This is a genomic window from Enterobacter cloacae complex sp. IR5441 (genome assembly GCF_049238215.1).
Classification (GTDB): domain Bacteria; phylum Pseudomonadota; class Gammaproteobacteria; order Enterobacterales; family Enterobacteriaceae; genus Enterobacter; species Enterobacter hormaechei_C.
Genome location: NZ_JBMKIA010000026.1, coordinates 1 through 14,908 on the forward strand (window position 1 = coordinate 1; position 14,908 = coordinate 14,908).

10 protein-coding genes are annotated in these 14,908 nt (G+C 43.1%); 9 read left to right on the forward strand and 1 reads right to left on the reverse strand.

Annotation, left to right across the window (positions count from 1 at the left end; genetic code table 11):
- From ACOTX5_RS20495 to trhN, 9 genes are all read left to right on the forward strand, one after another.
- The coding region (locus ACOTX5_RS20495) for an IS5-like element IS903B family transposase (RefSeq protein ID WP_285661412.1) at positions 1-716 on the forward strand (716 nt) is incomplete at its 5' end.
- Positions 717-1,320: 604 nt separating this feature from the next.
- On the forward strand, positions 1,321-1,773 hold the full coding sequence (hdtA, locus tag ACOTX5_RS20500) for a H transfer determinant A (RefSeq protein WP_000952689.1): 453 nt from the start codon (positions 1,321-1,323) through the stop codon (positions 1,771-1,773).
- Entirely contained in the window at positions 1,763-2,188 is a 426-nt protein-coding gene (locus tag ACOTX5_RS20505) for a hypothetical protein (protein WP_000836981.1), read from the forward strand. Before hdtA ends, ACOTX5_RS20505 begins: the two co-directional genes overlap by 11 nt.
- 8 nt (positions 2,189-2,196) lie before the next feature.
- The gene (locus ACOTX5_RS20510) at positions 2,197-2,751 is read left to right on the forward strand and encodes a plasmid transfer protein (RefSeq protein ID WP_000235773.1); all 555 of its coding nucleotides are present in this window, start codon (positions 2,197-2,199) and stop codon (positions 2,749-2,751) included.
- Between the two features lie 119 nt (positions 2,752-2,870).
- Positions 2,871-7,175 (forward strand): IncHI-type conjugal transfer protein RSP, encoded by a 4,305-nt coding sequence (gene rsp, locus ACOTX5_RS20515; protein ID WP_001232109.1) that lies wholly within the window; start codon positions 2,871-2,873, stop codon positions 7,173-7,175.
- A gap of 277 nt (positions 7,176-7,452) precedes the next feature.
- On the forward strand, positions 7,453-7,965 hold the full coding sequence (gene trhF / locus ACOTX5_RS20520) for an IncHI-type conjugal transfer protein TrhF (RefSeq protein ID WP_001286760.1): 513 nt from the start codon (positions 7,453-7,455) through the stop codon (positions 7,963-7,965).
- A complete protein-coding gene (locus ACOTX5_RS20525) occupies positions 7,952-9,463 on the forward strand; it encodes a TrbC family F-type conjugative pilus assembly protein (protein ID WP_058685157.1) in 1,512 nt (503 codons plus the stop codon). Before trhF ends, ACOTX5_RS20525 begins: the two co-directional genes overlap by 14 nt.
- Before the next feature lie 144 nt (positions 9,464-9,607).
- The gene (gene trhU, locus ACOTX5_RS20530; RefSeq protein WP_181231580.1) at positions 9,608-10,663 is read left to right on the forward strand and encodes an IncHI-type conjugal transfer protein TrhU; all 1,056 of its coding nucleotides are present in this window, start codon (positions 9,608-9,610) and stop codon (positions 10,661-10,663) included.
- Between the two features lie 18 nt (positions 10,664-10,681).
- Positions 10,682-13,870 carry an IncHI-type conjugal transfer protein TrhN gene (gene trhN, locus ACOTX5_RS20535; protein ID WP_000776701.1) on the forward strand — a complete coding sequence of 1,063 codons (3,189 nt, stop codon included), beginning with the start codon at positions 10,682-10,684 and terminating at the stop codon, positions 13,868-13,870.
- 28 nt (positions 13,871-13,898) lie between these two features.
- Here the strand turns inward: trhN and ACOTX5_RS20540 are convergent, their stop codons facing one another.
- The gene (locus ACOTX5_RS20540) at positions 13,899-14,771 is read right to left on the reverse strand and encodes a hypothetical protein (RefSeq protein WP_000771834.1); all 873 of its coding nucleotides are present in this window, start codon (positions 14,769-14,771) and stop codon (positions 13,899-13,901) included.
- Positions 14,772-14,908: the final 137 nt, after the last annotated feature.

The following is a 14,908-nucleotide window of genomic DNA, read 5'->3' on the forward strand; positions in this document are numbered from 1 at the left end:
TGCGCGCTGCGCAGGGCTTTATTGATTCCATTTTTTCTCTGATGAACGTTCCGCTACGCTGCCCGGATTACAGCTGTGTCAGCAGGCGGGCAAAGTCGGTTAATGTCAGTTTCAAAACGTCCACCCGGGGTGAAATCGCACACCTGGTAATTGATTCCACCGGGCTGAAGGTCTTCGGTGAAGGCGAGTGGAAAGTCAAAAAGCATGGCCAGGAACGCCGCCGTATCTGGCGTAAGCTGCATCTCGCCGTTGACAGTAAAACACATGAAATCATCTGCGCTGACCTGTCGCTGAACAATGTTACGGACTCAGAGGCCTTCCCCGGGTTAATCCGGCAAACCCACCGGAAAATCAGGTCAGCCGCCGCCGATGGCGCTTACGATACCCGGCTATGTCACGATGAACTGCGGCGTAAGAAAATCAGCGCGCTTATCCCTCCCCGAAAAGGTGCGGGTTACTGGCCCGGTGAATATGCAGACCGTAACCGTGCAGTGGCTAATCAGCGAATGACCGGGAGTAATGCGCGGTGGAAATGGACAACAGATTACAACCGTCGCTCGATAGCGGAAACGGCGATGTACCGGGTAAAACAGCTGTTCGGGGGTTCACTGACGCTGCGTGACTACGATGGTCAGGTTGCGGAGGCTATGGCCCTGGTACGAGCGCTGAACAAAATGACGAAAGCAGGTATGCCTGAAAGCGTGCGTATTGCCTGAAAACACAACCCGCTACGGGGGAGACTTACCCGAAATCTGATTTATTCAACAAAGCCCAGGTGCATCCAAAATTTCAAAAGAAAAGTCCATTTCCTCTGTGGTGCCAGTGCTAGAAAAAGTATCGGATGAAAATCAAACCGCCTCCATAAGCATAAAATCTAAAGCTAAGGCAAACAAGCGACTAGCGACTTTGGCAAGATAGGTGAGAGACAGTACAATCGACTTCTGAGTTCAACTTGTCTTACCAGGAAAGCCAGCATACTTGCTGGCCTTTTTTTTGTTATAATAAACTCAGGCTTCAGCTGAATCTGTAAAATTACTGTTAATGAAACGGTATTTTAGGTTAATTTGGATGCTGTTACAGGAAGTGCGGATTTTTCCTAAATTTGTAAAAAACCTAAGAATTATCTTAATAAATCTGGTACTTAATTATTATTTTACGTAAAAAGTCTTTGTGGTTTAATGGTTATGTAAGGATTTTTTGATACCCTTATACCCGATGGACCTAAGGTCACTGACAACGATGTTCATGTAGAATCTTCGTTTCTGTAATCCCTTTTGTCCTTGTCCCAAATGATTGATTATTATAATAAAGGCTGATCGAATGCTATCTCGCAACTCACTAATACATGGTTTACGCCGAGACCAGTTAATCGGAGTTCTGACTATTTCAGAGTTTCCGGTAGTTATGGTAGAAAGCCACTTCATTCAGTCTGAGGTTATGGGAATAAAACCCGTAATTTTTAATATTGATGAGCTTCTTGTTTCTATATCCCCAATTTCCTCTCTTAAGTTCGATTGGGAGTGGGCCCCAGTTGATACAATACTCATTGAAGTTATCATTCCACCTGTAGAGTCAGACCTTGTAAGTGCAGAAAATGACTTCCTCCGTGATTCTGGTATTGGCCATATCCAGTGCGAGCCTGGCGGAGCATCAATACGACGTACAGTTACCTTCGTTGGTGGAATAACCGCTGATAACTTACTGTATCAGTTGAGGCTTATGTGCGTAAGCGCGTTAAAACTTTTAGGAGAGGAACTGGGGGATGAAGTCTAAGATTAGATATGTTTTATCTGGTTTTGTTGTGTTATGTGCATTTGCTGGAGTTTATAAAATCCTAAACAATGTTCCGGTTAAACCTGACCTTTTGGACTTCACTGGAAACACATTTAAAAAGACATCACTCTTCCTGCCATGTGATAAAAGCTCGCCTTCTTTAAACATTAAAATTGCTGATAACGAGAAAATCGTGATCAACGGCATCGCTTCAAAAGTAACTTTTGTTGAAAAGGCTGACCCCGTCAAAAGCCCTGGTTTTTGTGATGATCTTGATCTAAACAATTCTCGCCTTGTACATACGGCATCTTACAGCCTGGTGATTTCTGAAACCAAAACAGGATTTACACTATCAAATTTCAAGCATCTTGCCGATGATGAATCATTAGGCGGTATGTGGTTTTATCAAAAGTGACTTTTTATATGGCAACTTCAGACTTCGCTCTTAAAAACCATAATGTTAAAGCATTTGGTCAGGATGCAGCCCTTGTCATTGAGATGAACAATGAAGATGTTAGCTCATCAAAACCTTCACCTTTTTCAAATGAGATTGATAATTATTATCTTACATTGCACGTCGCTCCAAGGAACGCAAAAAAAGATTATGACTGGGGCTCAAACCGTTCTGTACTTCTAAAATTGTCGACGAATGAAGTTATGCAGATGGCATCTGTATTTCTTAGAATCATGCATACTTTAAAGATTGATAAGAGGAAAACCTCACATCATGGCCACGTCGTATACAAAAATATAAGCGTTACCCCAAACGAGAGGGGCGGTTTGTTGTTATCCGCAGGGATAGTTCCAGTCGATAAAGATGGCTTAAAACCCTTCATGCACATGGTCCCCGTCTCACAAATGGATTGCGTTAAAATTGGCCTCTACATACTTGGATATCTTGCTCAAAAAACGCCCTGGGTAAGCTCCGAGTCTATAATTACCGCGCTTCGCTTATCTGAAGCCAAGAATTCAAAATAGCGCATTAACATACGGAATATACGGAAAAATACAGGTTTTTTTAAATGTTATACGAACGGATATTTCTGTTTTTCATCGTAAAGTGAGTTTAATTTTGCTCAGAAAAACAGGTATTCGTCATGAGAAAATCAGGTTTAGGTTTAGCCCTGTTGTTTTCTTTAATTGCTCCGATTAAAGCGGTCTATGCTGAAGCGATTATGATTTCAGGAAAGCTACAGGCTGATTTGCCAGCCGTATCCTTTGACCCGGGGCCGGGCGACTTTGTTGCATACGTTAATTCTAACACTATCACTGCCTCAGGTGCAGGCACAGCCTGTAATGTAACGGTTGATGATCGAGCGACTTCCTCTGTTGATAACCTCGTTTGTTTTTTTGAGTGGTTACCCAATACCTTGGGATTAACTTCTAACGGCTTCACTCTTTCAGGCGTTCCCAACACCACCGGTGATTTAAAACTACCTTACAAGATTTCTTACTTCTCTGGTTCTGAACGGAAAAAAGTTGAAATAGTAAAAGGTGAATATTCAATCAAAAGTGTGGCACCGGTAAAACCAACTATCACCGGTCTTAAATCATCCCTGAACGGATTAGTCTATGACGGCTTTTCTTTCAAATCGTATTTAAAGGATGAAGCGATCAAAGATATCGCTGTTTCTGTTGAACCCCGCAATTATATTCAATACATCTCAATAGGTTCAGGCTCCGCCTGTGAAGTACCTATTGGCGGAACTTCCTGTACCATTGAAGTTGGAAGCATTAAGGCCAGTGATACAGATGAACTTTTGGGTTCACGTGATATCACAATTACAGCAAACTCTAAGAATAATTATTTCGCACCTCCTGAATCCAAAAAGCTTGTTGTTAACTGGGATTATCGGCCTCCTGTAGTAGACCATACACTTTGGAATTTTACCGATGAGGCTAAAACAATCAAAGTAGGTGGCCAGGACATCTATACCGGAGCCAAAACCGTTGCTGTGGCCGTTAAGGTACCCCAGCAAGAAACAGAAGGTGAATGGTGGCTCCCAACAGCTATGTCGCTCACTATGACTCCGGATGGCGTGTTTAAGCCGACGACTAAAGTGACTTTAGATGATGGCACTGAGATTGATTTCAAACAGTCCTGGGCAACCCCTTTACGTAGAACTTTACAGCCGGTAAGTGGACCTCAAAAAGTCGGTGATGAGTACCTCTATATCTTTGACTTAACGGATCTTATAAACGGGTCCTACGCAGCGACTTTTACAGTAGAAAATACGAGCAAAAACTCTTCTACGTACACTGAGCCTGAAAGCAAACTGATGCTGTCTGATAACCCAACGCTTATGGTTCTCAAAGATGGGCAGGTATTAACTAAACGAGCACCCGTATACTTCCTGAACGAGATTATCGTTGCAGCTTTCCAGGGGCAGGCTGGGGTTGCTGACATAAAATCAGTAACAATAGACAACAAAGTAGTTTCGTTAACACCTACAAATTATAAAGGTATTTACTACCTGCCGGTTGGAGACGATTTAGCAGTTAATTCGGATCACGAGATTACTGTGGTGGCTGAAAACCTTTATGGAAAAAACGTAAATTTCAGTACCGTGTTCACTTATCAACCTACTGGATTCACTCTTAAGAATCTGGAAAAAAACGTAACTCTTTACTCGCGCGTACGTCAGTATACGGACCTGCTTAGTCAAACAGCTGGTGATAAATGCACTCTGTTTACCACAGAGGAAAATGCGAATGCTTACCTCGCCTGGTATGGGGAAAAATCAGATGTTACAGCATGCTACCCTCAGTGGAACAATGTCCCTGATGGGTTGGAGTTCTATTTTAAAGGACGTACCCCGGGTCTAACTGGATTCTTTAATAAAACAGGTGAGAATCTGCTCGACTATCAAGTCTATATGATTAACGGGAAGGGCTCTAAAGCGGTTTCCGCAAGGAATCGCCGTACTCTGACCACACAATTACCATACAACCCGATCATCTCTTACAAAAAGAATAAAGTCATAGCAGGCATCAATCCGAACACTGCTCTGGCTTATACGACCGGGGGGGAGGCCGCTCGAATATTAGCGAAGGTGGTACCAGCTGACGTTACGATGATCGTCTCTCAAAACGGCTCTGAGGCTGTCAAAACGTCATTTAAAAATCGTTCCTCAAACAACGATGCAACGACCTTTGTACAAAGGGTCAAGGTTGCTGCTGCACCATTGTGGACAAAGAACGTCTTTGACATAGCTGTAGAATACTCAAAGGATCCAGAATTAAGAACTACAGACACCCTCAACGTATATACGGTGCCTGATTTCAATATTCGAGCATCGATGGAAGTGGATGACAAAAAAACAGCCACATCTCTTGAAGTGCCCTTAAAGGTAACAGTGGGGCGTTATAACAACTCCACACGTAAAAGTGCATTTGACCGTAAAACAATGGGAGAATGGGACGTCACGATATACTCTCAAAAAAGTGTATACGGCAAAGATCCAGAAACAGGCCGTTATAAAACTACATACGAAAGAACTGCGCTGACTGAAGCATTGCCGGTCAATGATGCGGGCATTGTCGAAACCAAGATTAAAATTGAAAATATGGATCTGGGTAATATGCGTCTGGTTGGTGTGGCTAAGGTCAGATCGCCATTCTCTGATTTTGAAATGAAACGTGAGACCAGTGCTGTAGGCATTCGAATCTATAAAGGTGAGGAACTGGAGGGTAACCTGTCGAAAAGCCTTATTATCGGAAGGATCCCACTTAGTACTCTGGTAAGCTTCAAATCTGCCAGTACGGCTAACTCTGATGCACTCGCCCCCACCGAATGGCAGCAGTCCTCTGATAATGGTCAAACCTGGACCATGCTTTCCGACATGACCGGAAAGAGAAGTGTAAGTATCAAAAAGACAGAAGTAGGAAAGTGGCTTTATAGGGCAAAAATGACTAATAAATTCACATCCAAGATTTCCTACACAGATGCCTTAACGGTAGTTACCTACAAGCAGCCTAAGCTCAGTATAGATGTTACAGACATTCTTCAGGGCTCAGATATACCTGTAACCCTGCTTGATAACGATGAACCTATACCAGCAGGCACCGCTGAGGTTCTCTGGTCAGAGGATAAAGTCAACTGGGTGCAGGGAGATACAACTTACACTGTGGCTTCAGCTGATACCCTACCGTCTACGATTTATGCCCGGATGCGTTACCTTGATTCCGATGAACTGGCAGAGGAGTCTTCATGGAAGGAAACGTCTGCTCGGTTGGCAGCCGCAAAACCCAAGCGCCTTTCTGTCTCGGTAACGGGGGTTTCAAAGGTAGAGGTTGGTCAAAAAGTTACTTTGGAAGGTAAGTTCACGAACCCTAACAGTAAGTACCAGAATGGTAATAACGTAGTTGAAGAATGGAAAACACCGGATGGCCAGACATTTAAGGGCTCTTCACTGTCTGTTACCCTTACTGAGCAAATGTTGGATAAACAGGGATATGCTGCTTTTGAATACAGTGCATGGTTAGCGGACAATAAGGAGAATACGGTTTCTACCCGTAGAGTTTCTGTCAAATCGTGGGTTTATAAATTTCCCGAGATGAAAATAAGCTCCAAACTTAAATACGACATGGCACCGACCACCCTACGCGTTGCGTTGAGCGGTATTAAGGATGGAGACTATCCTGGTGTTACTTATTCCCGTGAATGGATCTACGACAAAGAGAATCTGGTAATCACTAAAGATGAAGGTGACACCAAAGAATTTACAATTGAAAATCCTGGCAAATATACATTGATGGTTGTTTTCAAAGATAACCGAAACAATGAACAGCGTATCGAAAATACCTTTGTTGTCGATGAACAAACGCCAATGAACGTTGAGATGACACCCAAGTTCTCTAACAAATATATGAGAGCTCCACTCGATGTAACCTTAAGGTCAAACATCAAGCTATCTCATTCGGCGGACTCGATAGATACGGTCACATACAAGGTGAACGGTGAAGTAATACCCAGCGGCAAAAATTATTGGGCTCAACTGATCTCGGGTTTAAAAGAAAAGAAATACGAGATTACAATTGATGTTGTTAGTAAACTTGGACAGAGAGGTTCAGCATCTGTTGAGTTTGATGTCGTTAAAAACGCAGTGCCTAATTGTACATTGAGCTACACGGAAACCAACCTAAGCTGGAGCTTTACCAATAAATGTGATGATACTGATGGAAAAATGGTTAGATATGAATGGTTCATCAACGGCGAATTAAGGAACGTTTTCGGTAGTACGGCTACACTTTCTAAAAACCTTAACCGTGGTAAGCAGGACATAAAAGTAATTGCTTATGATGATAGTGGAGACTTTGCAACACAGCACGTGACAGTTTTCGGACCGGCTGAAGAGGCAAGTAAGTCTGAAAACACTGTATCAATACCAAGCAGTGAGTAGTTAATTTTTAAATATAAAGCCGGGACATTATGTCCCGGCTTTTTTATACCCAATAATTGGACCTTTGAAAAATTAATGTCGGAAAGTAACTTTGCTCCAAAGGCATCTTTCATGGCCGCTAACAAAGCTGCGTATACATGCTGAGGAATTAACATTCTTATAGGTGAATATTAGGTTAGTTTGCAGACTTCCGAGCGTTGAAAAACATGGATAATAGTTACTTGGATAGAGGTGCATCTGCCTAGTAAAAATATTCTTCAGTGCCAGTGAGAAAAATATGAGCGACTACATACCTAAAAAGAGAGGGCTGCTTATACTGGATTGGTATGTCCCCCTTAATATTTTATTGCTGATTCTCGTTATGTGTGTCTTTTTCACCCGTTATACATTTGGATACGGTTTATTGAATGGGTGCCTGCCTGCTGATTTTTATATGATTGATCATTCGGATAAAAGTATTAAAACTGGTGAACTCATAGCATTTAACATGCCGAAATCGGTACGTTTTATCCCAGAAAATGAACGAGTCATAAAAATTGTTGCCGGTGTGGGCGGTGACAAACTTAAAGTAACAATGGATGGGGTTTATAACGGGGACAAATTTTTTGAAGCTAATGCACGTCGTATTTCGAAGAAATACAATATTCCGTCCATTTTGATTGAAAAAGAATTGATAATTCCTGAAGGCGAAGTTTTCCTAATTGGGCAAACCGATCACTCATGGGATTCCCGTTTTTGGGGAACAGTAAAGCTGAATTCAGTAATTGGGAAAACATATGCGATCTTTTAATGTAAATAAAAAATATTTACCAATACTTCCTGGACTTGCGTTATGTGCAGTTTTAAGTAATACAAATGCAAGCACTGAGTATCAACATGATGCTGACCTAATCGCTCAGCAAGCAAAAGGGCTTGGGGCACAGGCTAAAGGTGCACAGCAGCCAGATGGGGCTCTTAGCCTTGATGCTACGCTAAAATCACCAGATGTGCAGAAGTACATAGCGCAAGCTGAAGCACTCCAAAAAAACCAGGACCTGAGCAAGCAAATAAACCGTGGTTACGTCCCCGGTATGAATGCGGATAGTGTTCAAGCAGTTATAGACCATACCCAGGCTATCAGGGCCCAAAGTAATAACTCTGAAGCTGTCAACGATATAATTAGAAGACGTGATGAAATTCAAGAAAACGCCAGCCTTAATGAAGCGGCTCTGAAAGCTGCGGAAAATAAGCCGGAAGTCATGCGAGGACAATCTAAAAATATCGAAAAATTGTTTGGTTCCTCGGGCATCACAGCTGCTGACTTCGAAAGAAAAATGGATAGCACACGTGAAGAAGCACTATCAACTGAAAATGGAATAACGATCTTTGCTTCATTTAGCTTGCCGGATTATGTACTGGAAGACCTTCTACGTACGGCCTCAGAGCATAAAGCTCGTGTAGTTTTCAATGGTCTAAAGAAAGGAACTACTCGGCTACCAGAGACACAGGCAGCAATAAACCAAATGATTGTCAAAGGAAAATTTGAATCTCCTTTGATTACAATTGATCCTGATAGCTTCAGTCAGTATCAAGTAACTCAAGTACCGACAATTATTTCTAGGGAGCAAGCTCGTTTTGCAAAAATGGTAGGCTCCTTCAACGTTGAGTTTTTTCAGCGAGAACTTGCTAAAAAACCCGATCAGGATATTTTCCCGGTTGCTGGTACCACTTATCCCGTTGAAGAAAAGAGCATCATTAAAGAACTGGAAGAACGTGCACAAAAATATGACTGGGAAGGTGCAAAAAAAAGGGCCGTTTCTGACACATGGAAAAATCAATGGATGGTCGACCTCCCTCCTGCCCAGGAACACAAAGAATTTTTAATTGACCCTACAGTGAGGGTCACTCAGGACGTAAAAGATAAGCAGGGCCGTGTAATAGCTTCCGCCGGTGAGTTGATTAATCCACTTTCGAGATTTCCTCAAAACCTGACGATGATAATTTTCGATCCACTCAATCCGGGCCAGCTGGTATGGGCTGAGCAGCAGTATCGACAACGTCTGGGTAGTGGAAAAGTAATGCCAATGTTTACCCGTATCCAAAAAGATAATGGATGGGATCACCTAAATGATTTACGTGAAAAATTTAACGGTAAGGTGTTTAAAGTTAACGAACAGATCATCTCACGCTTTCAGATTAAAAACACACCTGCGCTTATAACTACTGACCAAGATAAATTCCGGATCACCCTGTTTAGCGAGGCAGAAGTCCGTGGTATCGGAGCCCCAAATCTTTCAGAGGAAAAATAAGATGAAACTCGGATTTATTATAGGCGCTCTCTTTGCAACATGGCTGACGCTAAATTATCCGGACCAGATGAGAAGTTATTTTACCAAAGCCGTCGACTATATCGAAAGTGTTGCAACATTTATTACATCCAAGTGAGCATGATGGTGAAAAAATTCAAAAAGTTACTTTTAGAGTTCATTGTAGCAGTTATGCTTTCGCTTTCTATACCGGGTATGGCTATGGCAGCAGATGCTGGAGTCCCTGGGGCTATGTGTCAGTCAGCTGGAGTGTGGCAGGGCTTGATTAAGAATATCTGTTGGAGCTGCATTTTTCCCATGAGGATAATGGGCATAGGGGCAGCTCCAGAAGGCGCTGCTCCTTCACGTCCGGGTTGCTACTGCACAGATCAGAACGGCGTACCGGAAATAGGTTGGCAATTGAGCTTCTTTCAGCCGGTGAAGATTGTTGAAGTTGTAAAGAGCCCCTGGTGCAGCCCCTTTCTTGAAGGCACGATGCTTCAAAAATCGCAGTTTGATATTGGTAAAAGCAACACAAATCAGCCAATGACAGCAACTGAAGCCGGATTTTACGATGTTCATCTTTGGGAGTTCCCAATCATGACAATGCTCAAATTACTGATTATTGGCGAGTGCACTGCTGAACCCTATATAGATGCCAGCCTGACCTATATAAGCGAAGTGGACCCTATGTGGGAAAGTGATCTGCTTACACTCGTCCTGAATCCAGAGGCAGTAGTTTTTGCAAACCCAATTGCCTCAATGGTGTGCGCTGCTGACTGTGTAGCAGTAACAGCAGGAAAGGATAATCTCGCTGCATACTTTTGTGCCGGATGCGATGGCAACCTTTATCCATTAACCGGCCACATTTACGCAAATGATGACGCTGTAAGGACGAGTTCACTGATAACCCAGCGTCTTCTGACTAAACTACATCGCCAGGGAATGCTGATGCGAACGATGGGAGCAGACGCAATGTGTGAGAAAACGTGGGAATACTTTACACCTCGTTCCCAGTATCGGCTTTCAATGCTTTTCCCAACTCCTGAGGCGAAAGGGCCGGATTGCTGTCATCGTCTTGGTGATTCGGTACATGACTGGTCAACCCTTAAAGGTGGGCGCAAAAAAATAGGCAATGATAATTATGTCTATATGTTGTGGCGTTACAATGACTGTTGCGTCAGATATATACCAGGCGCTTGATTTCTAAGGGTAAAAATAATGAAACTTAGAAAAACGATAGCTTCAACTATTATTGCATCAATGATTGCCAATACTATGAGTTGGGCTTTTTATATCTCTCTCATAAATATGGTAATGACTCCTCGTATTTATGCGGCAGACGCTATATTTGACCAGCTCGAAAGTAACTTTAATCTTGCTAATCCTAACGCAAATCGCAATGCGACAACCAGTGCTCAGGACATTGTTGAGAAGTACAAGAATGCGGATTCAGGCGAGAATGTCAGTGGGAAGATCACCGAGAAATACGTGGGTAAAGCCGAATCCGCTAATCTTAATCTCGGAAAGTATGGGGCAGGGAACTCAAATGAAAGTGTCATGAAAAATGCCGCATCCGATGGAAAGTCCATTGGTAGCGCCGTACAACTGCCGAGTATGTCTGGAGGGACAATCAATTCAAACTATACCAAGGAAGGGGCAAAGCTGCTCTCTCGGGATGCTAATGGCAACATTGGTATAAGCAGTAATCCCAATACTACTCCTGGAACCAAAACAAATACCGGAGAGATTTTCAGCTCAGAGCAAAAGCACAGCGATATTAAGTTCAATGCCGCAGATCGTTATGGGGATGAGGATGGCTTTGTAAACGATATAAAGAATCGGAAAAGCCAGTTATTTGATGCTCAAAGTTATGATGGCGTTGCCTACCGCACCCTCGTAAATGCTAACAAGGACAACCCGGCATCATCTATAAAGCCTAACGATCCCATGTTTACTGCGGGGAGAAATGAGATAACAAATGCTGTTGCTGGTACTGGAAACTGGCTTCAGAACTGTAATGTTGAGACCTCTAAAAAAACAGTAACCACACACTATCCTGATTACAAAGAGTTCTACTGTAACTCGCCTAAGCAAGATAACTTCAGCAGCTGCACGATAACCCGTGATTTTTCAGTCCCTGTTTACATTTCAGGCGGAAACGGAGACATGTCGATGTGCGGCGATAATTGTGTGCGTATATGGTTTGGTCGCCGTGATGACAACTACTGGAGTGACGGGGTATATGATAACGAACTGACATTAAAATTCCATCCGGATGCAAAATTGGCCTCAGCAAAGATTGTTAACGCGGAGTGGGATGACCACATGCGGGTAACACTTGATGGCACGCAGATTTTTGCTCACATAGATGGTGCATATCGAGAAAGTGACTATCCGGCTCCTAAGGGATCTTGGGAGTTAAAAAAATCGTGGAAACTCGACAAGGTTTACGATGTGACTGATAAGGTCAGAAAATCGGTGTATGAGGAGCCTGATCGAGAAGTGACAATGGCATCCAGAGTATGGGTTGGTGGGAAGGGTGAAGGGTATTTTGAGGTTGAGCTGACTTTTGAAAATATGAAGCTCGAAGATAAGCACGTCCAGGAACCAGCTGGTTGTTACGATGCTGTACAAGCTCCGAATACATTCTGCCGTTTCGATCGGTTTAAAGATATGGATGTTGGCACAAAACGGCTTCCGGAAAGCGTGCTTTCATTGGCAAAGCCTCTGTATGAAGGTGATAAAGGATTTCTTACCTGGAAGACAAACCTTGAAGGCTACTTTTGTGATCCATTGGCCAAAGACAAAATTTGCTCTTATGACGCTAGTGGAAAAATTATGAAAGACGCTAATGGAAAGGACCTCTGTTACAACTATGAAGAAATAAAGAGTATGCCTGATGCATGTAGTGCTTATAAAAATGATGCAGCATGTGTACTCGATAAACAAACATGTGCAGAGGGTTGGTTCGATGAGGGCACTAACAGTTGCTACATGTATGAACAGAAATACACCTGTGACAGAGGGAAGGATGTAGTTCGGGAGGTTGAATCTTCTACAAATGCCTGTGTTGGCATGATCCCATGTTCAGGTGGAACATGCGAAACTGGGCCAAAGGAAGAGAACAACGATTTTGGAAAAGTTGCGGCTTATTCAAACATGGTTCAGTACATGCAGGGCGAAGCCAAATGCGAAGACCCTAACGATGCCAATTCATGTTCCGTCTTTGAAGGAAAACCTGAATGGTGTGGTCGTTCAGTAGGCTTTGTAAATGGCCTGGCAAAGACGGACTGCTGCGAAGCACCACAGGGAACCGCAGGAGCACTTGAAGGTATCATGCTTGCCGGATCTATGATCAGAAACACAAACTGGACCAGAGTTAATGCTCAGCTAATAAAATGGACCGGCGGTGATACAGGTACATGGGCTTCTATGTCTAATGCGGTCGGAGAGTGGACTGCATCAGCTGGTAAAACAGTAGGGCAAATGTGGAACAACGTCACGAGCTCCTTAACGAGCGTATATGAAAACGTCGCTGGTAATCTAAGCAGGGCAGTTGGGTCTTCCGCAACTTCTGGAGGGGCAGGAGGTGCTGGCCAGTTGGCACAGGAAACAATGTCCAGCTTCGGTATAGGTCAGCTTAAGCAGATGGCAATGAAGAAAGCCTACGAATTGCTACCAGATACAGTTCGTGACTTTGTCTTTAAGAACGTTGCTACTACCGGAGGAGAGGTTGTCTTCTCGGCTGCGGTTCAAAACTTTATGCTTGCATTAAACGTGATCGGTTGGATTTATACAGCCTATCAGGTCACTAAAATGCTTTTAGAAATGTTGGTAGCATGCGACCAGAAAGAGATGGAAGCTTCTATTCATAAGAATCAAAAATCCTGTTTTACATTAGATACGGAACGATGCGTCAAATATCTGAATGTTGGTTTCACAAAGAAATGCGTTAAAAAAGCAACAGACATGTGCTGTTATAATTCCATGTTGTCACGCGTTATTATGCAACAAGCTTATCCGCAATTAGGAATAGACCCTGTCGCCTCTAATTGCGTGGGGCTATCAATAAAGCAAATACAGCAACTGGATTTCGATAAAATTGATCTGACGGAGTGGATTAATGATGCAGTTCAGGTAGGAGAAGTTCCTGATCAATATTCAAAATTCTCCGAAGAATCAATTGTGGAAAACTTACCATTCCAGAATGAGAACTATCAACTTCCATCAGAACGTACCAAGGAAGCAATGGGCGGTGAAGAAAATATGATAAAGGCCAGACAAGAAAATGCTCAGGCTATAAAAGAGGAAAATGTAGATTGTAGCTATTTACCTCGACCGGCCATATGTGAGGTAGGTTCAACTACGCTGGATCCGGTTACGGGCAAGCAGTTGCCGAAATATTGAAGAAGGGGCCGTTAGGCCCCTTTTTTAATTACTTGGCTTTCAATGTTTTTTCTGGGAAGCCTTTTTTACCGTATTCACCGGTAAAGAGGTAATAATCTTTTCCGTTGATGGAGGCTGCAACACCCCCTGGAGTTGTTGTATTTGGGCTATCAGAACGGAAAATGATACCCGAAAAATCAGCGCTTGTTTCGTTTCCTTTAAATGGGATGAACACATAACGAATTACAGCGTAATCACCAGCGGGAAGGTTTAGCTCAGGAATTTCGGTTCCTGTTGCGGGGCGAATCGCCTGAAAGCTGTACATTGAATCTGTAGGGAAAACATCAGCATCAGGCTTAGAGGGCAGATCACAGGTACTCCATTTATTGACGACTGCCATATCAATTTTACATGTGGCCAGAGCTGCTTTCTGTTTTTCAGGGTTGTATCCAAATGAGGCCTGAGTTGCTTTTGTATGCTCAAAAACATACTTAGCTCCCTCACGTACCAAACTTTCATCATTGTAAGGCAATTTTTTTGGATTGGGGACGAACACTAGGTATTGATTGACCTGGATGTATTCGGCGTCAGAAGAACTGTACAAAGAGCTGAGGCTCATGATCCCAAAACCTTTTAGACCGCCTGTTACGTAGCCCATCGAACTATTGATGAGATACTTAGAAAGAAAGTTGTCGGCATCCCCTCCAGGAGTAACCTCTTGCTCCTTAAAATTAACGTCGAAACCAGCAAACGAATAGGCATTCTTGGCGACAGAATCATTTGCATTAGCATGCCAGTACTGGCCGTGACTGTACGCATTCAGAGCGGTGCCTGGCGTAGTGCCGGTGTCACCGGCACAACCCGATAGGGAAAAACCAATGACGACAGAAGAGACCAGAGATACTAAACGTAAAAGTTTCATTTAAAGCCCTTTTTGTAATGTCTTTTGGAGATGGAACCATTATTCCATAGTCACGCGTTTCACAAACAACCTGATTGCATAAAAAAGGAAAAAAAGTGATTTCCAGTAGAACCAGCAGTACACAAGAAAAGCGCTTT

What these genes read in the sequence shown, in the direction of transcription:
- hdtA (WP_000952689.1), top strand. Translation starts at nt 1,321, where the DNA reads ATGCTATCTCGCAACTCACTAATACATGGTTTACGCCGAGACCAGTTA.
- ACOTX5_RS20505 (WP_000836981.1), top strand. Translation starts at nt 1,763, where the DNA reads ATGAAGTCTAAGATTAGATATGTTTTATCTGGTTTTGTTGTGTTATGT.
- ACOTX5_RS20510 (WP_000235773.1), top strand. Translation starts at nt 2,197, where the DNA reads ATGGCAACTTCAGACTTCGCTCTTAAAAACCATAATGTTAAAGCATTT.
- rsp (WP_001232109.1), top strand. Translation starts at nt 2,871, where the DNA reads ATGAGAAAATCAGGTTTAGGTTTAGCCCTGTTGTTTTCTTTAATTGCT.
- trhF (WP_001286760.1), top strand. Translation starts at nt 7,453, where the DNA reads ATGAGCGACTACATACCTAAAAAGAGAGGGCTGCTTATACTGGATTGG.
- ACOTX5_RS20525 (WP_058685157.1), top strand. Translation starts at nt 7,952, where the DNA reads ATGCGATCTTTTAATGTAAATAAAAAATATTTACCAATACTTCCTGGA.
- trhN (WP_000776701.1), top strand. Translation starts at nt 10,682, where the DNA reads ATGAAACTTAGAAAAACGATAGCTTCAACTATTATTGCATCAATGATT.
- ACOTX5_RS20540 (WP_000771834.1), bottom strand. Translation starts at nt 14,771, where the DNA reads ATGAAACTTTTACGTTTAGTATCTCTGGTCTCTTCTGTCGTCATTGGT.